Below are 19,491 nucleotides of genomic sequence, written 5' to 3' on the forward strand. Positions count from 1 at the left end.
GGCTTTTTTGTATGATGTCCGACCCGCGCGCACAGGGCGCCGATTGAGGTTGAGCATGCAGGCCGTAGAAGTTAAGAGCTTCCTTGAAGCAAAGCTGCCGAACACGAAAGTGGAAGTTGAAGGCGAAGGCTGCAATTTCCAGCTGAACGTGATCAGCGATGAACTGGCGGCATTGAGCCCGGTGAAGCGTCAGCAGCAGGTCTATGCCCATTTGAACCCATGGATCACCGATGGCAGCATCCATGCGGTCACTATGAAATTTTTCAGCAGCACGGCCTGGGCCGAGCGCACCTGAGCCCAAGGGCGTCGAGATTCTTATGGATAAACTGATTATTACCGGTGGCACTCGTCTTGATGGCGAGATCCGCATCTCCGGGGCAAAGAACTCTGCCCTGCCGATCCTGGCGGCCACCTTGCTGTGCGACGGCCCGGTCACGGTTGCCAACCTGCCACACCTGCACGACATCACCACCATGATCGAGCTGTTCGGCCGCATGGGCATCGAGCCGGTGATCGACGAGAAGCTGGCAGTCGAAATCGACCCGCGCACCATCAAGACTCTGATCGCTCCGTACGAACTGGTTAAAACCATGCGTGCGTCGATCCTGGTACTGGGGCCGATGGTCGCCCGTTTCGGCGAAGCCGAAGTCGCGTTGCCTGGCGGTTGCGCCATCGGTTCGCGTCCGGTCGACCTGCACATTCGTGGCCTGGAAGCGATGGGCGCGGTGATTGACGTCGAAGGCGGCTACATCAAGGCCAAGGCCCCTGAAGGCGGCCTGCGCGGTGCGCACTTCTTCTTCGATACCGTCAGCGTGACCGGTACCGAGAACATCATGATGGCCGCTGCCCTGGCCAAGGGCCGCAGCGTGCTGGCCAACGCCGCACGCGAGCCGGAAGTAGTCGACCTGGCGAACTTCCTGAACGCCATGGGCGCCAAGGTTTCCGGTGCTGGCACCGACACCATCACCATCGATGGCGTCGAGCGCCTGCACACCACCACTTACAAGGTGATGCCTGACCGTATCGAAACCGGCACCTACCTGGTGGCCGCTGCCGTGACCGGCGGTCGCGTGAAGGTCAAGGACACCGATCCGACCATTCTCGAGGCCGTTCTGGAAAAACTTCGCGAAGCCGGCGCCGAGATCACCACCGGTGAAGACTGGATCGAGCTGAACATGCACGGCAAGCGGCCCAAGGCCGTGAACGTGCGGACCGCTCCGTACCCGGCGTTCCCGACCGACATGCAGGCGCAGTTCATTTCGCTCAACGCCATTGCCGAAGGCACCGGCGCTGTGATCGAGACGATCTTCGAAAACCGCTTCATGCATGTGTATGAACTGCACCGCATGGGCGCCAAGATCCAGGTCGAAGGCAACACCGCCATCGTCACCGGCACCGAAAAGCTCAAGGGCGCGCCAGTGATGGCCACCGACCTGCGTGCTTCGGCGAGCCTGGTGATCTCGGCGCTGATCGCCGAAGGCGACACCCTGATCGACCGCATCTACCACATCGACCGTGGTTACGAGTGCATCGAGGAAAAACTGCAGATGCTGGGCGCCAGGATCCGTCGCGTTCCGGGCTAGTTTCTGCGTCATGGGCACAAGGACGTGCCCGTCGAATTGTTCCAAGTCGAGGGTGGTTGCACCCTCGATCTGTGTCCGGCGCCATTTGCGATCGGGCATGAGTACCTTGATAAGGACTGACGTCTCCCATGTTGACCATCGCACTGTCCAAGGGCCGCATCCTTGACGACACCCTGCCGCTTCTCGCCGAAGCGGGCATCGTGCCGACCGAGAATCCGGACAAGAGCCGCAAGCTGATCATTCCCACGACCCAGGACGACGTACGCCTGCTGATCGTGCGCGCCACCGATGTGCCGACCTACGTCGAGCATGGTGCCGCTGATCTGGGCGTCGCCGGTAAAGATGTGTTGATGGAATACGGTGGCCAGGGCCTGTACGAACCGCTGGACCTGCAGATTGCCCGGTGCAAGCTGATGACGGCCGGCAAGGTCGGCGCGGTCGAGCCCAAGGGCCGCCTGCGTATCGCCACCAAGTTCGTCAACGTTGCCAAGCGTTACTACGCTGAACAGGGCCGTCAGGTCGACATCATCAAGCTGTACGGCTCGATGGAGCTGGCGCCGCTGATCGGTCTGGCCGACAAGATCATCGACGTGGTCGACACCGGCAACACGCTGCGTGCCAACGGCCTGGAGCCACAGGATTTCATTGCGGACATCAGCTCCCGGCTGATCGTCAACAAGGCTTCGATGAAAATGCAGCACGCCCGTATCCAGGCGTTGATCGACACCCTGCGCAAGGCAGTGGAGTCTCGACACCGCGGCTGATTCACCTGCGCGACGTTGAGTCGCGCCCGTCTATCCGCCTCATAGCCAGAATTCTCGGGTGCCCAAGCGGAAACGACTGCTAAGTTAGGGCGCCTGAGTTTTTGCCAATCCTATGAGGCTCTCGCTATGACCGCACTGACTGCAATTCGCCGACTCAACGCTGCTGACCCGGATTTCGCACATCATCTGGATCATCTGCTGAGCTGGGAAAGTGTGTCTGACGACTCGGTCAATCAGCGTGTGCTGGACATCATCAAAGCGGTGCGCGAGCGTGGCGATGCGGCGCTGGTGGAGTTCACCCGGCAGTTCGACGGCCTGGACGTCAAGTCCATGGCCGACCTGATCCTGCCGCGCGAACGCCTGGAACTGGCCCTGACCCGGATCACCGTGCCACAGCGCGAAGCGCTGGAAAAAGCCGCGGCCCGGGTGCGCAGCTATCACGAGAAGCAAAAGCAGGATTCCTGGACCTACACCGAAGCCGACGGCACCGTCCTCGGCCAGAAGGTCACGCCGCTGGACCGCGCCGGCCTGTACGTGCCGGGCGGCAAGGCGTCGTACCCGTCGTCGGTGTTGATGAACGCGATTCCGGCCAAGGTTGCCGGCGTGACCGAAGTGGTCATGGTGGTGCCGACCCCGCGCGGTGAAATCAATGAACTGGTGCTGGCTGCGGCCTGCATTGCCGGCGTCGACCGCGTGTTCACCATCGGTGGTGCGCAGGCTGTGGCCGCGCTGGCCTATGGTACGGAGAGCGTGCCGCAGGTGGACAAGGTGGTGGGACCGGGCAACATCTATGTCGCGACCGCCAAGCGTCACGTGTTCGGCCAGGTCGGCATCGACATGATTGCCGGCCCGTCGGAAATCCTCGTGGTGTGCGACGGCAAGACCGATCCGGACTGGATCGCCATGGACCTGTTCTCCCAGGCCGAGCACGACGAAGACGCCCAGGCGATCCTGGTCAGCCCGGATGCCGAATTCCTCGACCAGGTCGCCGCAAGCATCGCCAGGCTGCTGCCGACCATGGATCGCGCCGCCATCATCGAAACCTCGATCAATGGTCGTGGCGCCCTGATCCAGGTGCGTGACATGGCGCAGGCGATCGAGGTCGCCAACCGCATCGCGCCGGAGCACCTGGAGTTGTCGGTGGCCGATCCGCAGGCCTGGTTGCCGCAGATCCGCCACGCGGGTGCGATCTTCATGGGGCGCCACACCTCCGAGGCACTGGGCGATTACTGCGCAGGCCCGAACCACGTATTGCCAACGTCCGGCACCGCGCGGTTCTCGTCGCCGCTGGGTGTGTACGACTTCCAGAAACGCTCGTCGATCATCTTCTGCTCCGAAGCCGGCGCCTCCGAACTGGGCAAGACTGCCTCGGTACTGGCCCGTGGCGAATCGCTGAGCGCCCACGCGCGCAGTGCCGAATACCGCATCGCCGATAAAGACTTTCAAGGGCAGGGAAACTGAACATGAGTAAATTCTGGAGCCCGTTCGTCAAGAACCTGGTGCCCTACGTACCGGGCGAGCAACCGAAACTGGCGAAACTGGTGAAGCTCAACACCAACGAAAATCCGTACGGTCCATCGCCCAAGGCGTTGGCCGCCATGCAGGCCGAGCTCAGCGACAACCTGCGCCTGTACCCGGACCCGAACAGCGACCTGCTGAAGAACGCCGTCGCCCGCTATTACGGGGTGAAGGGCGATCAGGTGTTCCTCGGCAATGGTTCCGACGAAGTCCTGGCGCACGTTTTCCACGGCTTGTTGCAGCACGATAAACCGCTGCTGTTCCCGGACATCAGCTACAGCTTCTATCCGGTCTACGCCGGGTTGTACGGCATCACGTTCGAGGCGGTGCCGCTGGACGCGCAGTTCCAGATCGATCCGGCGGACTACGCGAAACCGAACGGCGGGATCATTTTCCCCAACCCGAACGCCCCGACCGGTTGCCTGCTGGCCCTGGACGCGGTCGAGCAGATCCTCAAGGCCAGTCCGGATTCAGTGGTCGTGGTGGACGAGGCCTACATCGACTTCGGGGGTGAAACCGCGATCAGTCTGGTGGACCGCTATCCGAACCTGCTGGTCACCCAGACCCTGTCCAAATCCCGTTCGCTGGCCGGCCTGCGGGTTGGCCTGGCGGTGGGGCATCCGGACCTGATCGAGGCGCTGGAGCGGATCAAGAACAGCTTCAACTCCTACCCGCTGGACCGCCTGGCGAACGTCGGGGCGGCGGCGGCCTTCGAAGATCGTGAGTACTTCGACAAGACCTGCCGCCTGGTGATCGAAAGCCGCGAATGGGTCACCGCACAACTGCAGGCCAAGGGTTTTGAAGTGCTGCCGTCGGCCGCCAACTTCATCTTCGCCCGTCATCCGCAGCACGATGCGGCAGGCCTGGCGGCGAAGTTGCGCGAGCAAGGGGTCATCGTCCGGCACTTCAAGCAGGAGCGCATTGCGCAATTCCTGCGAATTTCGATCGGTACGCCGGAGCAGAATCAGGCCTTGATCGAGGGGCTTGGGCAACTCTGACGGGTGGGTTAACGCGGTTCCCGGTTTTTCGTGGGAACTGCGTCATGCCGTGAGAATCGCCATGCGTCTTGCGCCCGGCTCGAGTTTAACGCTTGTCTGCTTTGAAGTTGATGATGGCGCTGTCATCGTCTCCAAATGTCATGACGATGTTGGCCTCGACTGTTCGATAAGCGTTCTTGAAGGCCCCGGTGATGGCACCCGTCCTTGGTTCATGACGGGTGTTGTCATAAACCAGAACCCAGCTGTAACGGTGCGGTGTTTTACCTTTCTCGTAAAACTCCTGAAAGTTCATCGGCGGATTGTCGGTAAAACTTGCAATGAATACATCGTTCTCCGTTCCGCCCCTCGAGCTGCCCTCTGCCTGTAAGAAGGTGGCGTAAACCAGGCTCTGGTTGAAATAGACGATCTTCGACTTGAGCGTCTGCCCCTTCCACTTGATGGTGGCCTCGCCTGTCTCGAATTCCCTGACGGATTTAACGTCAAACTCCTGTTGAGTTCCCATGAGCCTTCCTCACGCAGTTTGAAAGTTATCTGCCGAGAAAGCATAGGGTTGTGAATAGTTATCAGTCACTGTCAGAAATGACAGGGGTTTAGACCTTATTGAAATAAAGACAGGTGTGGGAGCGAGCCTGTTCGCGATAGCTATTTTCAACTCATGATCCGTGCCGGAATTGAGCTCCTGGCTCGAGCAGGCTCGCTCCCACTTTAGAGGGCGATCTATTCGTGGTGCGCTTCACCCAGGAAGGTCAATGAGCTGAACAACCCGCGACTGGTGATATCGGCACTGTCCTTCACCGGCACTTCCACCTGCGCCGCAATCACATTCAGCCCCTCATTGCGTACTAGCACCTGTGCACGGCCGTCCTTGTCGGTTTCGGTGGTCAAGGTGTTCGGCGCGTTGCGATAGTCGCCGATCAACTTCACGCCTGCCGCCGGCTTCCCATCCAGCAAGACCCGGACCGGCAGTGAGTTGCCCGGTCCGACGGTCAGTGGATCGACCTCCGGCAGAATCAGCAATTTGATCGAGTCGAGTTTGGGCAGCTTCGCCCCCGGCTGATAAATCGCCAGGCTGTACTTGAAGGTCTGGGTCGACTCGATGGCTCCCGGCACTTTGCTGCGCCCTTCGTTGATCCACTTTTTGTCCGCCGTCTGCGACCACATGCCGTTGTTCAGTGCCACGGCAATGACGGCGGGAGGTTTCAGCGATTGCAGGCGGGCGTGATCGGCCAGGCGCTGAACGGTCACCGGGATCATTCTGCCGTTGGCGTCATACGCCCAGGCACCGCTGATTTTTTGCGCCTTGAAAGCGTTGTCTTCGGCGCCGTGGCCGTAGATCACTTCGATGTTTCCGCGACGTTGTTCGGTCCACAGGCCATGGGCCGAGACCTGGGTGGCGAACAGCAGGCCGAGCAGGGCCAGGGATTTGACAGGGAGCATGGAGACGTCCTTTTACAGGGTGAGGGTCAGGCTGACGGTGAAATTGCGCGGCTCGCCGGGGTTGACCCAGTAGTTGCTGTACGAGCGCTCGAAGTATTTTTCGTCGAAAAGGTTGTTGAGGTTCAGGCCGACGGTGAGGTGGTCGCTGGCCTTGTAGTGCGCGAGCAGGTCGACGGTGTGATAGGCGGGCAGTTCGAAGTCGCTACCGGCCTCGCCCGAGCGGTCGCCGACATAGGTGAACGCCGCGCCGACGTCCGAGCCGCGCAGATGCCCGTCCTGGAATTCGTAGACCCCCAGCAGGCTGCCGCTGCGCTTGGCCACGCCGAGGATGCGGCTGCTGGCGGGAATCACCGCGTCGCCTTTGGTCACTTCGGCGTCGATGTAGGCGAAGGCGCCGATCACCCGCACGGCGTCGCTCACTTGCCCGCTGACTTGCAGATCGAAACCCTGGCTGCGGGCCTTGCCCATGGCGCGGCTGGTATCGGTGCCGGGATCGAGGGCGAGGACGTTTTCCTTGTCGATATGAAAGAAGGCGAGGGTGCTGCTCAATCGGTCGTCGAACAGCTGGTTCTTGATCCCGACCTCGTAGCCGACGCCTTCTTCCGGGTCGAAGGACCGACCGTTGGCGTCCAGGCCATTGTTCGGTTTGAACGAGGTGGAGGCATTGGCGAACACGCCGGTTTGCGGAGTCAGTTGATAGAGCAGACCGGCGCGTTGGGTCAGGGCATCGTGGGTCTGGCGGCTGGCAGCGGCCCGGGTGTGGTCGTCGATGCGTTGCTCGAAATGTTCGAAACGCGCGCCGATCATTCCGCGCAGTTTGTCGGTGAAGACGATCTGGTCCTGCACGTTCAGCGCATGGCTTTCGACGTGTTCGAAGAAATCAGTTCCCGAACGCGCGCCATTGGGTTTTGCCTGGCCGTAAACCGGTTGGTAGATGTCGATGGCGTAGGGGCCGCCGGCGAGGGTGGTGACACGCTCGTCCTTGCGATAGTTCTCGTACTCGCTACCGACCAGCAGTTCGTGCTGCCAGCTGCCGAGGTCGAACAGGCCGCGCAGTTCGAGTTGGGTGATGCTGTCGTGCCATTGGTTGTCACGCTCGCGATAACGCCGGTTGACCGTGTGGCCATCGGCATTGAGTGCGCGTTGTTCGGAGGCGAAGCCCCAGAGTTTGCCCTCCTTGTAATGGCTGGCCAGGCGCAGTTTCCAGCGGTCATTCAGATGATGTTCGAGCGCTGCCTGGAGCATGTTGTTGTGGTTGTCGATGTCGCCGTCGTTGGGTTCGCCGAGGAAGGTCGAGCGCGATACGCCGCTCCAGCGGTTTTTCGGCGCGACGATGCCGCGATCGAATGTCGAGCTGTGGCGCACGAACTCGCTTTCCATCAGCAGGGTCGTGTCGGGGTTCAGTTGCCAACTGAAGGAGGGGGCGATGAACACCCGCTTGCTCGTGACGTGATCGCGAAAGCTGTGGTTGTCTTCAACGGCGAGGTTGATCCGCGACAGCACATCGCCCTGTTCGTCCAGGGGCGTGTTGACGTCCAGTGCGGTGCGGTAGCGATCCCAGCTGCCAGCGCTGGTTTGCAGGGTGGTGAAGGCTTCGCGCTGGGGTTTCTTGGTGACGATGTTCACCGTGCCGCCCGGGTCGCCTCGGCCATAGAGGCTGGCGGCCGGACCCTTGAGCACTTCGATGCGTTCGATGTTGGCCACGTCCGGCGTGCTGGGATAGCCGCGATTGGCACTGAAGCCGTCCTTGTAGAACTCCGAAGTGGTAAAGCCGCGCACGCTGTATTCGTACAGCGTCAGGCCGCCGAAATCGTTCTGCTTCGAGACGCCGCCGGCGAAATCCAATGCGCGCTCGACGCTGGTACTGCCCAGATCCTTGAGCACGCTCGCCGGCACCACGCTGATCGCCTGTGTGATATCGGCAATGGCGGTGTCGGTCTTGGTGGCGCTAGATGAGCGGGTAGCGCGATAACCCTGGACCGGACCGGTGGGGGATTCGTAGTCGGAGGTGACGTTGATGGCGTCGAGTTCAAGGCGCAGTGGTTCTGCGGCGAGGAGCGGATCAGCCAGCAATCCAAGGGTCAGGCCAAGGAGCGAGGCCTTTTTGCGAGACGACATGTTATGTTGTTCCAATTGCGAGAATTGAAACAATATAACATGTCTAATGAGAATGTCTTCCAATGACCCGAAAGGATCGGGTCCGGCTTAGTTCTCTTCTTTTTCCTTCACCGGCGCCGGCGGCGGACGCAGGCCGATTTCCGCCGTGAGCTTGAGTTCCTTGCCGTTGCGCATCACCTGGATGGTGACCTTGTCGGTCGGTTTGATCCGCGCCACCTGGTTCATCGAGCGACGGCCATCACCGGCCGGTTCGCCATCGATGGTCAGGATCACGTCACCCAGTTGCAGGCCCGCTTTCTGCGCCGGGCCGTCACGGAAAATCCCCGCGACCACGATGCCTGGACGCCCAGAGAGGCCAAACGATTCCGCCAGTTCCTGGGTCAGCGGCTGCACTTCAATCCCGAGCCAGCCGCGAATCACCTGGCCGTGCTCGATGATCGACTTCATCACTTCCATCGCCAGTTTCACCGGGATCGCGAAACCGATGCCTTGCGAACCGCCGGACTTGGAGAAGATGGCCGTGTTGATGCCGGTCAGGTTGCCATTGGCATCCACCAGCGCGCCGCCGGAGTTGCCCGGGTTGATCGCTGCGTCGGTCTGGATGAAGTCCTCATAGTTGTTCAGGCCCAACTGGTTGCGGCCGGTGGCGCTGATGATGCCCATGGTCACGGTCTGGCCAACGCCGAACGGGTTGCCGATGGCCAGCGCCACGTCGCCGATGCGGATGTTGTCGGAACGGCCGACGGTGATCGAAGGAAGGTTCTTCAAATCGATCTTCAGTACCGCCAGGTCGGTTTCCGGGTCGCTGCCGATCACGCGGGCCAGGGTTTCCCGGCCATCCTTGAGCGCGACGACAATCTGGTCGGCGCCGCTGGTCACGTGGTTGTTGGTCAGCAGGTAACCTTCCGGGCTCATGATCACACCGGAGCCGAGGCTCGATTCCATGCGCTTCTGCTTGGGCGAGTTGTCGCCAAAGAAGCGCCGGAACTGCGGGTCTTCGAACAGCGGGTGGTTCGGCCGGCTGACCACCTTGGTGGTGTACAGGTTCACCACCGACGGCGCGGCGATGGTCACGGCGTCCGCATAGGACACCGGGCCCTGCTGCGTGGTGGTGGTTTGCGGGGCTTGCTGCAGGTTGACGTCGAGGCTCGGGAGCCCGACCCACTCCGGGTAACGCTGGATAATCAACAGAGCGATAAGCACGCCGGCCAACAGCGGCCAGCCGGAAAAACGCAGCGCCTTGAGCATGAAGCACGTCCTGAGAGGTTGCAGGCGGTATGAGACCGCCCATAATGTCGCGCATTATACGAGGCCGCGCGCGCCTCTGAACGGGATATTTAGGAGTCTTTTATGGCCGTCGCCCTGAGCACACTCGTCGAAGAAGCCGACCGTTACCTGAACAGCGCCAGGATCGCCGATTATTGCCCCAACGGATTGCAAGTCGAAGGTCGCCCGCAGGTCATGCGCATTGTCAGTGGCGTCACCGCCAGCCAGGCATTGCTGGACGCTGCCGTCGACGCGCAGGCCGACCTGGTGCTGGTGCATCACGGCTATTTCTGGAAGGGCGAAAACCCGTGCATCACCGGCATGAAGCAACGCCGGTTGAAAACCCTGCTCAAGCACGACATCAGCCTGCTGTCCTATCACCTGCCGCTGGACCTGCACCCGGAGGTCGGCAACAACGTGCAACTGGCGCGTCAGTTGGACATCACCGTCGAAGGTCCGCTCGACCCGGACAACCTGAAAGTGGTGGGCCTGGTCGGCTCGCTGAATGAGCCGGCGACCCCACGGGATTTCGCCCGCCGGGTGCAGGAGGTCATGGGCCGCGAACCGTTGCTGATCGAAGGCAGCGAAATGATCCGCAGGGTCGGCTGGTGCACGGGCGGCGGGCAGGGTTACATCGACCAGGCGGTCCTGGCCGGCGTCGACCTGTACCTCAGCGGCGAGGCTTCCGAGCAGACCTTCCACAGCGCTCGGGAAAACGGCATCAGCTTCATCGCCGCCGGTCACCACGCCACCGAACGCTACGGCGTTCAGGCACTGGGCGATTACCTGGCGCGACGCTTTGCCGTTGAACACATCTTCATCGACTGCCCGAATCCGATCTGAGCCAGCCTTGTTTCCCGGTGGGAGCGAGACCGGCTTGCCGGCGATGGCGTGCGCACACTCACACCGGATTTGCGAGCAGGCCCGCTCCCACAGGGCGCTGTGCGCCCAAACAGGCAGGCATATTCATATACCCTTTCGATCTATCCGGCGTCCTGATTAGAAGAGGTCGCTGTGCTAGGATTCCTCGCTCGAACACGGCCCGCTGGCCGTTCATAAAAGTTTTCGTGAGTAGCCATGGTCGACAAACTGACGCATCTGAAACAGCTGGAGGCGGAAAGCATCCACATCATCCGCGAGGTGGCCGCCGAGTTCGACAACCCGGTGATGCTGTACTCCATCGGTAAAGACTCCGCCGTGATGCTGCACCTGGCACGCAAGGCATTTTTCCCCGGCAAGCTGCCGTTTCCGGTGATGCACGTCGACACTCGCTGGAAATTCCAGGAGATGTACGCCTTCCGCGACAAGATGGTTGCGGACCTGGGCCTGGACCTCATCACCCACGTCAACCCGGACGGTGTGGCGCAAGGCATCAACCCGTTCACCCACGGCAGTGCCAAGCACACCGACATCATGAAGACCGAAGGCCTGAAGCAGGCCCTGGACAAGCATGGTTTCGACGCCGCCTTCGGTGGTGCCCGCCGCGACGAAGAGAAATCCCGCGCCAAGGAGCGCGTGTACTCGTTCCGCGACAGCAAGCACCGTTGGGACCCGAAGAACCAGCGTCCCGAGCTGTGGAACGTCTACAACGGCAAGGTCAACAAGGGGGAGTCGATCCGTGTCTTCCCGCTGTCGAACTGGACCGAACTGGACATCTGGCAGTACATCTACCTCGAAGGCATCCCGATCGTGCCGCTGTACTTCGCCGCCGAGCGTGAAGTGATCGAGAAGAACGGCACCCTGATCATGATCGACGACGAGCGCATCCTCGAGCACCTGAGCGATGAAGACAAGGCACGCATCGTCAAAAAGAAAGTGCGTTTCCGTACCCTTGGCTGCTACCCGTTGACGGGCGCGGTGGAGTCCGAGGCCGAAAGCCTCACGGACATCATTCAGGAAATGCTCCTGACGCGAACTTCCGAGCGCCAGGGCCGTGTCATCGACCACGATGGCGCAGGCTCGATGGAAGACAAGAAACGTCAAGGTTATTTCTAAGGGGCTGTCATGTCGCATCAATCTGATTTGATCAGCGAGGACATCCTCGCCTACCTGGGCCAGCACGAACGTAAAGAGCTGCTGCGCTTCCTGACCTGCGGTAACGTCGACGACGGCAAGAGCACCCTGATCGGGCGCCTGCTGCACGACTCCAAGATGATCTACGAAGATCACCTGGAAGCGATCACCCGCGACTCTAAAAAAGTCGGCACCACCGGCGAAGACATCGACCTGGCCCTGCTGGTCGACGGCTTGCAGGCCGAGCGCGAGCAAGGCATCACCATCGATGTCGCCTACCGCTACTTCTCCACCGCCAAGCGCAAATTCATCATCGCCGACACCCCCGGCCATGAGCAGTACACCCGCAACATGGCCACCGGTGCCTCCACCTGTGACCTGGCGATCATCCTGGTCGACGCCCGCTACGGCGTGCAGACCCAGACCCGTCGCCACAGCTTCATCGCCTCTTTGCTGGGCATCAAGCACATCGTCGTCGCCATCAACAAGATGGACCTCAAGGACTTCGACCAGGGCGTGTTCGAGTCGATCAAGGCCGACTACCTCAAGTTCGCCGAAGGCCTGAAGATGAAGCCGACGAGCATGCACTTCGTGCCGATGTCGGCGCTCAAGGGCGACAACGTGGTGAACAAGTCCGAGCGCTCGCCGTGGTACACCGGCCAGTCGCTGATGGAAATTCTCGAGACCGTGGAAGTGGCGGGCGACCGCAACTTCACCGACCTGCGTTTCCCGGTGCAGTACGTCAATCGTCCGAACCTGAACTTCCGCGGTTTCGCCGGCACCCTGGCCAGCGGCATCGTCAAGAAGGGTGACGAGGTCGTGGTCCTGCCATCGGGCAAGAGCAGCCGCGTGAAATCCATCGTCACCTTCGAAGGTGAGCTGGAGCACGCCGGTCCGGGCCAGGCGGTGACGCTGACCATGGAAGACGAAATCGACATCTCCCGTGGCGACCTGCTGGTTCACGCCGACAACGTGCCGCCGGTGACCGACAGCTTCGAAGCGATGCTGGTGTGGATGGCTGAAGAGCCGATGTTGCCGGGCAAGAAATACGACATCAAGCGCGCCACCAGTTACGTGCCGGGTTCCATCGCCAGCATCGTCAACAAGGTGGATGTGAACACCCTGGAAGAAGGTCCGGCCAGCGCGTTGCAGTTGAACGAGATCGGCAAGGTCAAGATCGCGCTCGACGCACCGATTGCTCTCGACGGTTACGACAGCAACCGCACCACCGGCGCGTTCATCATCATCGACCGCTTGACCAACGGCACCGTGGGCGCGGGCATGATCGTCGCGCAACCGCTGGCGCATGGCACCAGCACCCACCACGGCAAACTGGCCCACGTGGCGACCGAAGAACGTGCCCAGCGCTTCGGCCAGCAGCCGGCCACCGTGTTGTTCAGCGGCCTGTCGGGCGCTGGCAAGAGCACCCTGGCCTATGCGGTCGAACGCAAGCTGTTCGACCTGGGGCGTGCTGTGTTCGTGCTCGATGGCCAGAACCTGCGTCACGACTTGAACAAGGGGCTGCCACAGGACCGCGCCGGGCGTACCGAGAACTGGCGTCGTGCCGCGCACGTGGCGCGTCAGTTCAACGAAGCCGGCCTGCTGACCCTCGCGGCGTTCGTGGCACCGAGTGCCGAAGGGCGTGAGCAGGCCAAGGACCTGATCGGCAAGGAGCGTCTGCTGACGGTCTATGTCCAGGCCTCGCCGGCGGTGTGCGCCGAGCGTGATCCGCAAGGTCTGTACGCGGCGGCCGGGGACAATATCCCGGGCGAATCCTTCCCGTACGACGTGCCGCTGGATGCCGACCTGGTGATCGACACCCAGTCGGTGTCGCTGGAAGAGGGCGTCAAGCAAGTGCTCGAGCTGCTGCGTCAGCGGGGCGCGATCTAAGCTTCAGCGGCTAAAGAAAAACCCGCCGATGAGTGATCATCCGGCGGGTTTTTTGTGCGCGACTCGGTCCACTGTGGGAGCGGGCTTGCTCGCGAAGGCGGTGTGTCAGTCAACATCAAGCTGGCTGATCCACCGCCTTCGCGAGCAAGCCCGCTCCCACATGGGGTCAGCGGCGGTCAGGGAATTCGCGATGCATCTGCTCCAGCAACGCATCCTTGTCCTGCCACAACTGGTTGATCCAGCCCTGGAACTGCAAGCGGTATTCACCGTCCTGGTCGTAGTTCTTGCCAATGAACTGCGGCGGTATCTTCAGCTCTTCAAAGTGCACCACCACATCCTTTACGTTCCCGCACAGCAAATCCCAAAACCCGGGACGTCCGCCGGGATAATGGATGGTCACGTTGACGATGGACTCCAGCTGTTCGCCCATGGCATCGAGCACGAACGCAATGCCACCGGCCTTGGGTTTGAGCAGGTACTTGAACGGTGACTTCTGCTGGGCGTGCTTGCCTTCGGTGAAGCGCGTGCCTTCGACGAAGTTGAAAATGCCCACCGGGTTGTTGCGAAACTTCGCGCAGGTCTTGCGCGTGGTTTCCAGGTCCTTGCCTTTCTTCTCCGGGTGTTTTTCCAGGTACGCCTTCGAGTAACGCTTCATGAACGGAAAGCCCAGCGCCCACCACGCCAGGCCAATCACCGGCACCCAGATCAGTTCCTGCTTGAGAAAGAATTTCAGCGGCTGGATGCGCCGGTTGAGCACGTATTGCAGTACCAGGATATCGACCCAGCTCTGGTGGTTGCTGGTGATCAGGTACGAGTGCCGATAGTCCAGACCCTGCAGGCCGCTGAGGTGCCAGCGCGTGCGACGGACCAGGTTCATCCAGCCCTTGTTGTTGCTGATCCAGGCTTCATGGGTATGGCTCATCAGCCAGCCCGCCAGGCGCTGGGTCAGCGCGAATGGCAAGACCTTGACGAGCGCCACGCAGAACAGGAACGAGCAGAGCAGAATCGTGTTCAACGCCAAAAGCAGCGAAGCAATCACACCGCGTGCCGGTGCAGGCAGAAAATCCAGCATTTAAACATCCAGAGGTCGGTTGGCGGCTTGAATCGCGGTGAGGGCGATGGTGTACACGATGTCGTCGACTTGCGCGCCACGCGGCAGGTCGTTCACCGGTTTGCGCAGGCCTTGCAGCATCGGCCCGAGGCTGACGCAGTCGGCGCTGCGCTGCACGGCTTTGTGCGTGGTGTTGCCGGTGTTGAGGTCGGGGAACACGAACACCGTGGCGCGACCGGCCACCTGGCTGTTCGGCGCCAGTTGCCGGGCCACGGTCTCGTTGGCCGCCGCGTCGTATTGCAACGGGCCGTCGATCAGCAGCGAGCGTTGCTGTTCGTGGGCGAGCAACGTGGCCTCGCGGACTTTCTCGACTTCTTCGCCGCTGGCCGATTCGCCGCTGGAGTAACTGATCATCGCCACACGCGGCGTGATGCCGAATGCCGCGGCCGAGTCCGCGCTTTGCAGGGCGATCTCCGCCAGTTCGGTGGCGCTCGGGTGGGGGTTCATCACGCAGTCGCCGTACACCAGCACTTCTTCGGGAAACAGCATGAAGAACACCGACGACACCAGGGTGCAGCCGGGCGCCGTCTTGATTAGCTGCAGGGCCGGGCGGATGGTGTTGGCGGTGGAGTGGATGACCCCGGAGACCAGGCCATCGACTTCGTCCAGCGCCAGCATCATGGTGCCGATGACCACCGGGTCTTCCAGTTGCTGCTCGGCCATCGGCGCATTCAGGCTCTTGCTCTTGCGCAGGGCAACCATGGGCTCGATGTAGCGTTCGCGGATCAGGTCCGGATCGAGGATCTCCAGACCCGGCGGCAGCTCGATGCCCTGGGCGCGCGCCACGGCTTCCACCTCTGCCGGTTTGGCCAGCAACACGCAGCGGGCGATGCCACGGGCCTGGCAGATCGCCGCGGCCTGCACGGTCAGCGGCTCGCTGCCCTCGGGCAGGACGATGCGTTTGTTGGCGCCCTGCGCGCGCTGGATCAACTGGTAGCGGAACACCGCCGGCGACAGGCGCATTTCCCGGGGCGTGCCACAACGCTGGTGCAGCCAGTCGGCGTCCAGATGGCCGGCGACGAAGTCGGTGATGATTTCCGCACGCTCGCGGTCATCGATCGGGATTTCCTTGTTCAAACCGTTCAACTGGTTGGCGGTGTCGTAGGAGCCGGTGCTCACCGACAACACCGGCAAACCGGCCTGCAGGGCGCCGCGGCACAGGTCCATGATGCGCGGGTCGGGCAGGGTGTCGCTGGTCAGCAACAGGCCGGCCAGCGGCACGCCGTTGAGGGCCGCGAGGCTGACGGCGAGGATGATGTCGTCGCGATCGCCGGGCGTCACCACCAGTACGCCGGGCTTGAGCAGCTCCACGGTGTTGCGCATGGTGCGCGCGCAGATGATGATCTTGGTCATGCGCCGGGTTTCGTAATCGCCGGCATTGAGGATCTGCGCGCCCATCAGGTCCGCCACGTCGCGGGTACGCGGGGCGTTCAGTTCCGGCTGATAGGGAATGCAACCGAGCAGGCGGAAATCGCCGCTGCGCAGCAAGGGCGAATGCTCCCTCAGCCGCGAGGCGAAGGCCTCCATGCTTTCATCGGTCTTGACCTTGTTGAGAATCACCCCCAGGACCTTCGGGTCCTTCGGGCCGCCGAACAATTGCGCCTGCAGTTCCACGCGGCCGGAGAGTTCGGTCAGCACTTCGTTTTCCGGTGCCGAGACCAGAATCACGTCGGCGTCGAGGCTCTTGGCCAGGTGCAGGTTGACCCGGGCGGCGTAGCTGGCGCTGCGGGTCGGGACCATGCCTTCGACGATCAGCACGTCCTTGCCGATGGCGGCCTGCTGGTACAACGTGATGATTTCTTCGAGCAGTTCATCGAGCTGACCGTCGCCCAGCATGCGCTCGACGTGGGCCAGGCCCAGCGGCTGCGGCGGTTTCAGGCCGTGGGTGCGCGCCACCAGCTCCGTGGAGCGCTCGGGCCCGGTGTCCCCCGGATGGGGCTGGGCGATGGGTTTGAAAAAACCGACCTTGAGGCCGGCTCGCTCGAGGGTGCGGACCAGCCCGAGGCTGATGGAGGTCAGACCCACGCCAAAATCGGTGGGGGCAATAAAAAAAGTTTGCATGCGGATTCTCTAAGGGTGCATGGCAAAGGTGACCGTCTATATCTGACGATCTACCGGGATTCAGTCGCCAAGATTATCGCTAACCGAGCCTTGAGCGCACCAACCGCATTCAAAGCGCTGGCCGATTCTTCCAGCACGTTGCGCGGGGTCAAGGACCCAGGCACGCGATTGCCACGGCGGCTGGTGGCGCAGGTGCTGCGTATGGCCACAGGACAGCTCGGCCACCCAGTGCCCGTCTTCATCCTGATGAAACCCCGTGACTGTCGAGCCAGGCGTTGCGGTCCGTTTGTCCGGGTTGTGTTCGCTTTCGGACGATGGCTTCGCTAGACTTGGCCTTTCTATTTTCTTCTGCAAAAGGTCTCGCCCCATGCTGATCGCCGCCAATAAGGCTGTCTCCATCGACTATACCCTGACCAACGACGCTGGTGAGGTCATCGACAGCTCCGCCGGCGGCGCGCCGCTGGTCTACCTGCAAGGCGCAGGCAACATCATCCCGGGCCTGGAAAAAGCCCTGGAAGGCAAAGGCGTCGGCGAAGAGCTGACCGTAGCCGTTGAACCTGAAGATGCCTACGGCGAATACGCTGCCGAACTGGTCAGCACCCTGAGCCGCAGCATGTTCGAAGGCGTCGACGAACTGGAAGTGGGCATGCAGTTCCACGCTTCCGCCCCGGACGGGCAGATGCAGATCGTGACCATCCGCGACCTGGACGGCGACGACGTCACCGTTGACGGCAACCACCCGCTGGCCGGTCAGCGCCTGAACTTCCAGGTCAAGATCGTTGCCATCCGTGATGCCAGCCAGGAAGAAATCGCTCATGGTCACGTCCATGGCGAAGGTGGCCATCACCACTGATTTTCTGCGCTAAGCTCAGAGAACTGGAGAGGCGCCCGAGGGCGCCTTTTTAGTCCGCGGCTGTCCTTGGCGGCATTGCCAAGAGGCTGTATCGAGAAAAACACGGGAATCTGGAGTACGTCATGAGTGCTTTTCACGACCTGAAATTGACAGCCCTGAATGGTCAGGAGCTTCCGCTGGCGCCTTTCAAGGGCAACGTCGTGCTGGTGGTCAACGTGGCCTCCAAATGTGGCTTGACCCCGCAATACGCGGCGCTGGAAAACCTTTATCAGCAATACAAGGACAAAGGCTTCAGCGTGCTGGGCTTGCCGTGCAACCAGTTTGCCGGGCAGGAGCCAGGCACCGAGCAGGAAATCCAGGAGTTCTGCAGCCTCAACTATGGCGTGACCTTTCCGTTGTCCAGCAAGCTGGAAGTCAACGGTCATGAGCGTCACCAGTTGTACCGCCTGCTGGCGGGCGAAGGCGCCGAGTTCCCTGGCGACATTACCTGGAACTTCGAAAAATTCCTGCTGGGCAAGGATGGCCGCGTACTGGCGCGCTTCTCGCCGCGCACGGCACCGGACGATCCCTCCGTCATTCAGGCCATCGAAAAGGCCCTGAGCTGAAAGCCCCCTCGCCGTAGGAGCTCGCTCCTACGGTACGTCTTACCTTTTAGATCTTAATCACTGTAATCAATAGTGCTGTTCATCGCGGCTGACCCTCCATATTATCCTCGTCATAAAGTTACTCTCCGTGGAGCGCACTCATGCCCGTTCAAGCTTTGTTCAAACCGTTCCACCTTGGCACCCTCGAGCTGCCGACCCGCGTGGTCATGGCGCCCATGACCCGTTCGTTCTCGCCGGGTGGCGTGCCCAACTCTAAAGTCATCGAGTATTACCGCCGTCGCGCCGCTGCCGGCGTCGGCCTGATCATCACCGAAGGCACCACCGTCGGGCACAAGGCGTCCAACGGTTACCCGAACGTGCCGCACTTCTATGGTGAAGAGGCGCTGGCCGGCTGGAAAAAAGTCGTCGACGCCGTGCACGCCGAGGGCGGCAAGATCGTCCCGCAACTGTGGCATGTCGGCAGTGTCCGTCGCATCGGCACCGAGCCGGATGCGAGCGTGCCGGGTTACGGCCCGTCGGAAAAACTCAAGGACGGCCAGGTCGTGGTTCACGGCATGAGTCAGCAGGACATTCAGGACGTCATCGCCGCGTTCGCCCAGGCTGCCAGCGATGCGAAGCGCATCGGCATGGACGGCGTGGAAATCCACGGCGCTCACGGTTATCTGGTGGACCAGTTCTTCTGGGAAGGCAGCAACCAGCGCACCGACGAGTACGGCGGCAGCCTGGCCAACCGTTCGCGCTTTGCCATCGAGCTGATCCAGGCGGTACGTGCGGCGGTCGGCGAAGGTTTTCCGATCATCTTGCGCTTCTCCCAGTGGAAGCAGCAGGATTACACCGCTCGCCTGGTACAGACCCCGCAAGCGCTGGGGGAATTTCTCAAGCCGTTGTCCGACGCCGGCGTGGACATTTTCCACTGCTCGACGCGGCGTTTCTGGGAGCCGGAATTCGACGGCTCCGAACTGAACCTGGCCGGCTGGACGCGCAAACTGACCGGCAAGCCGACCATCACCGTGGGCAGCGTCGGCCTGGATGGCGAGTTCCTGCAATTCATGGTCAACACCGACAAGGTCGCGCAGCCGGCCAGCCTGGAAAAACTGCTGGAGCGCCTGAACAACGACGAGTTCGACCTGGTGGCGGTCGGGCGTGCGCTGCTGGTGGACCCGGACTGGGCGCAGAAGGTGCGTGACGGTCGGGAGGAAGACATCCTGCCGTTCAGCCGTGAGGCGTTGATGACCTTGGTTTAAGCGGCGCCTGGTCTAAAGCAATCGCGAGCG

At 61.7% G+C, this 19,491-nt stretch carries 18 protein-coding genes; 11 read left to right on the plus strand and 7 right to left on the minus strand.

Annotation, left to right across the window (positions count from 1 at the left end; all coding sequences use genetic code 11):
• Positions 1 to 55: 55 nt before the first annotated feature.
• The 5 genes from ACM6IM_RS29235 (at position 56) to hisC (ending at position 4,863) form a co-directional block, all read left to right on the plus strand.
• Positions 56 to 295 (plus strand): BolA family protein, encoded by a 240-nt coding sequence (locus ACM6IM_RS29235; protein ID WP_192309712.1) that lies wholly within the window; start codon positions 56 to 58, stop codon positions 293 to 295.
• A gap of 22 nt (positions 296 to 317) precedes the next feature.
• On the plus strand, positions 318 to 1,583 hold the full coding sequence (gene murA, locus ACM6IM_RS29240) for a UDP-N-acetylglucosamine 1-carboxyvinyltransferase (RefSeq protein WP_192309714.1): 1,266 nt from the start codon (positions 318 to 320) through the stop codon (positions 1,581 to 1,583).
• 128 nt (positions 1,584 to 1,711) lie between these two features.
• Positions 1,712 to 2,347: an ATP phosphoribosyltransferase gene (gene hisG, locus ACM6IM_RS29245; RefSeq protein WP_192309717.1), complete on the plus strand. Its 636-nt coding sequence runs from the start codon at positions 1,712 to 1,714 to the stop codon at positions 2,345 to 2,347.
• Between the two features lie 126 nt (positions 2,348 to 2,473).
• Entirely contained in the window at positions 2,474 to 3,808 is a 1,335-nt protein-coding gene (gene hisD / locus ACM6IM_RS29250) for a histidinol dehydrogenase (protein ID WP_201194691.1), read from the plus strand.
• A gap of 2 nt (positions 3,809 to 3,810) precedes the next feature.
• A complete protein-coding gene (gene hisC, locus ACM6IM_RS29255; RefSeq protein WP_414867001.1) occupies positions 3,811 to 4,863 on the plus strand; it encodes a histidinol-phosphate transaminase in 1,053 nt (350 codons plus the stop codon).
• An 85-nt stretch (positions 4,864 to 4,948) separates the two neighbouring features.
• On the opposite strand, the gene ACM6IM_RS29260 is transcribed toward hisC, so the two are convergent.
• From ACM6IM_RS29260 to algW, 4 genes are all read right to left on the minus strand, one after another.
• Positions 4,949 to 5,365, minus strand: coding sequence for a hypothetical protein (locus ACM6IM_RS29260; RefSeq protein WP_414867002.1), 417 nt, complete (start codon positions 5,363 to 5,365; stop codon positions 4,949 to 4,951).
• 215 nt (positions 5,366 to 5,580) lie between these two features.
• Positions 5,581 to 6,300, minus strand: a complete 720-nt coding sequence (locus ACM6IM_RS29265) for a DUF4198 domain-containing protein (protein WP_414867003.1) — start codon at positions 6,298 to 6,300, stop codon at positions 5,581 to 5,583.
• A 12-nt stretch (positions 6,301 to 6,312) separates the two neighbouring features.
• The gene (locus ACM6IM_RS29270) at positions 6,313 to 8,418 is read right to left on the minus strand and encodes a TonB-dependent siderophore receptor (protein ID WP_414867004.1); all 2,106 of its coding nucleotides are present in this window, start codon (positions 8,416 to 8,418) and stop codon (positions 6,313 to 6,315) included.
• 87 nt (positions 8,419 to 8,505) lie between these two features.
• Positions 8,506 to 9,666 (minus strand): Do family serine endopeptidase AlgW, encoded by a 1,161-nt coding sequence (algW, locus tag ACM6IM_RS29275; RefSeq protein ID WP_192309730.1) that lies wholly within the window; start codon positions 9,664 to 9,666, stop codon positions 8,506 to 8,508.
• Between the two features lie 102 nt (positions 9,667 to 9,768).
• Here algW and ACM6IM_RS29280 point away from each other — a divergent pair, with 102 nt between their 5' ends.
• From ACM6IM_RS29280 to cysN, 3 genes are all read left to right on the plus strand, one after another.
• Positions 9,769 to 10,527, plus strand: a complete 759-nt coding sequence (locus ACM6IM_RS29280) for a Nif3-like dinuclear metal center hexameric protein (protein WP_192309733.1) — start codon at positions 9,769 to 9,771, stop codon at positions 10,525 to 10,527.
• Between the two features lie 234 nt (positions 10,528 to 10,761).
• Positions 10,762 to 11,679 (plus strand): sulfate adenylyltransferase subunit CysD, encoded by a 918-nt coding sequence (cysD, locus tag ACM6IM_RS29285; RefSeq protein ID WP_192309734.1) that lies wholly within the window; start codon positions 10,762 to 10,764, stop codon positions 11,677 to 11,679.
• 9 nt (positions 11,680 to 11,688) lie between these two features.
• The gene (cysN, locus tag ACM6IM_RS29290; protein ID WP_192309735.1) at positions 11,689 to 13,587 is read left to right on the plus strand and encodes a sulfate adenylyltransferase subunit CysN; all 1,899 of its coding nucleotides are present in this window, start codon (positions 11,689 to 11,691) and stop codon (positions 13,585 to 13,587) included.
• A gap of 166 nt (positions 13,588 to 13,753) precedes the next feature.
• Here cysN and ACM6IM_RS29295 read toward each other — a convergent pair whose 3' ends face one another.
• The 3 genes from ACM6IM_RS29295 to ACM6IM_RS29305 are packed head-to-tail and all read right to left on the minus strand — an operon-like array spanning position 13,754 to position 17,158.
• Positions 13,754 to 14,659, minus strand: a complete 906-nt coding sequence (locus ACM6IM_RS29295) for an acyltransferase (protein WP_414867005.1) — start codon at positions 14,657 to 14,659, stop codon at positions 13,754 to 13,756.
• Positions 14,660 to 16,759, minus strand: a complete 2,100-nt coding sequence (gene pta / locus ACM6IM_RS29300; protein WP_414867006.1) for a phosphate acetyltransferase — start codon at positions 16,757 to 16,759, stop codon at positions 14,660 to 14,662.
• Positions 16,760 to 16,819: 60 nt separating this feature from the next.
• Positions 16,820 to 17,158, minus strand: coding sequence for a DUF3565 domain-containing protein (locus ACM6IM_RS29305; protein WP_192309739.1), 339 nt, complete (start codon positions 17,156 to 17,158; stop codon positions 16,820 to 16,822).
• On the opposite strand from ACM6IM_RS29305, the gene ACM6IM_RS29310 reads away from it, so the two are divergent.
• From ACM6IM_RS29310 to ACM6IM_RS29320, 3 genes are all read left to right on the plus strand, one after another.
• Positions 17,127 to 17,612: an FKBP-type peptidyl-prolyl cis-trans isomerase gene (locus ACM6IM_RS29310; protein ID WP_192309741.1), complete on the plus strand. Its 486-nt coding sequence runs from the start codon at positions 17,127 to 17,129 to the stop codon at positions 17,610 to 17,612. The two genes, ACM6IM_RS29305 and ACM6IM_RS29310, sit on opposite strands and share 32 nt — an antisense overlap.
• 122 nt (positions 17,613 to 17,734) lie before the next feature.
• Positions 17,735 to 18,217 (plus strand): glutathione peroxidase, encoded by a 483-nt coding sequence (locus ACM6IM_RS29315; protein ID WP_192309744.1) that lies wholly within the window; start codon positions 17,735 to 17,737, stop codon positions 18,215 to 18,217.
• A gap of 140 nt (positions 18,218 to 18,357) precedes the next feature.
• Positions 18,358 to 19,461: an NADH:flavin oxidoreductase gene (locus ACM6IM_RS29320; RefSeq protein ID WP_414867007.1), complete on the plus strand. Its 1,104-nt coding sequence runs from the start codon at positions 18,358 to 18,360 to the stop codon at positions 19,459 to 19,461.
• The last annotated feature ends 30 nt before the right edge of the window (positions 19,462 to 19,491 follow it).

Origin of the sequence: Pseudomonas sp. IT-P12, assembly GCF_949767465.1 — a bacterium.
Lineage (GTDB): Bacteria > Pseudomonadota > Gammaproteobacteria > Pseudomonadales > Pseudomonadaceae > Aquipseudomonas.

What these genes read in the sequence shown, in the direction of transcription:
- hisC (WP_414867001.1), top strand. Translation starts at nt 3,811, where the DNA reads ATGAGTAAATTCTGGAGCCCGTTCGTCAAGAACCTGGTGCCCTACGTA.
- hisG (WP_192309717.1), top strand. Translation starts at nt 1,712, where the DNA reads ATGTTGACCATCGCACTGTCCAAGGGCCGCATCCTTGACGACACCCTG.
- pta (WP_414867006.1), bottom strand. Translation starts at nt 16,759, where the DNA reads ATGCAAACTTTTTTTATTGCCCCCACCGATTTTGGCGTGGGTCTGACC.
- ACM6IM_RS29315 (WP_192309744.1), top strand. Translation starts at nt 17,735, where the DNA reads ATGAGTGCTTTTCACGACCTGAAATTGACAGCCCTGAATGGTCAGGAG.
- ACM6IM_RS29310 (WP_192309741.1), top strand. Translation starts at nt 17,127, where the DNA reads ATGCTGATCGCCGCCAATAAGGCTGTCTCCATCGACTATACCCTGACC.
- ACM6IM_RS29270 (WP_414867004.1), bottom strand. Translation starts at nt 8,418, where the DNA reads ATGTCGTCTCGCAAAAAGGCCTCGCTCCTTGGCCTGACCCTTGGATTG.
- ACM6IM_RS29305 (WP_192309739.1), bottom strand. Translation starts at nt 17,158, where the DNA reads ATGGAGACAGCCTTATTGGCGGCGATCAGCATGGGGCGAGACCTTTTG.
- ACM6IM_RS29265 (WP_414867003.1), bottom strand. Translation starts at nt 6,300, where the DNA reads ATGCTCCCTGTCAAATCCCTGGCCCTGCTCGGCCTGCTGTTCGCCACC.
- ACM6IM_RS29260 (WP_414867002.1), bottom strand. Translation starts at nt 5,365, where the DNA reads ATGGGAACTCAACAGGAGTTTGACGTTAAATCCGTCAGGGAATTCGAG.
- algW (WP_192309730.1), bottom strand. Translation starts at nt 9,666, where the DNA reads ATGCTCAAGGCGCTGCGTTTTTCCGGCTGGCCGCTGTTGGCCGGCGTG.
- cysD (WP_192309734.1), top strand. Translation starts at nt 10,762, where the DNA reads ATGGTCGACAAACTGACGCATCTGAAACAGCTGGAGGCGGAAAGCATC.
- ACM6IM_RS29295 (WP_414867005.1), bottom strand. Translation starts at nt 14,659, where the DNA reads ATGCTGGATTTTCTGCCTGCACCGGCACGCGGTGTGATTGCTTCGCTG.
- murA (WP_192309714.1), top strand. Translation starts at nt 318, where the DNA reads ATGGATAAACTGATTATTACCGGTGGCACTCGTCTTGATGGCGAGATC.
- cysN (WP_192309735.1), top strand. Translation starts at nt 11,689, where the DNA reads ATGTCGCATCAATCTGATTTGATCAGCGAGGACATCCTCGCCTACCTG.
- ACM6IM_RS29235 (WP_192309712.1), top strand. Translation starts at nt 56, where the DNA reads ATGCAGGCCGTAGAAGTTAAGAGCTTCCTTGAAGCAAAGCTGCCGAAC.
- ACM6IM_RS29280 (WP_192309733.1), top strand. Translation starts at nt 9,769, where the DNA reads ATGGCCGTCGCCCTGAGCACACTCGTCGAAGAAGCCGACCGTTACCTG.
- ACM6IM_RS29320 (WP_414867007.1), top strand. Translation starts at nt 18,358, where the DNA reads ATGCCCGTTCAAGCTTTGTTCAAACCGTTCCACCTTGGCACCCTCGAG.
- hisD (WP_201194691.1), top strand. Translation starts at nt 2,474, where the DNA reads ATGACCGCACTGACTGCAATTCGCCGACTCAACGCTGCTGACCCGGAT.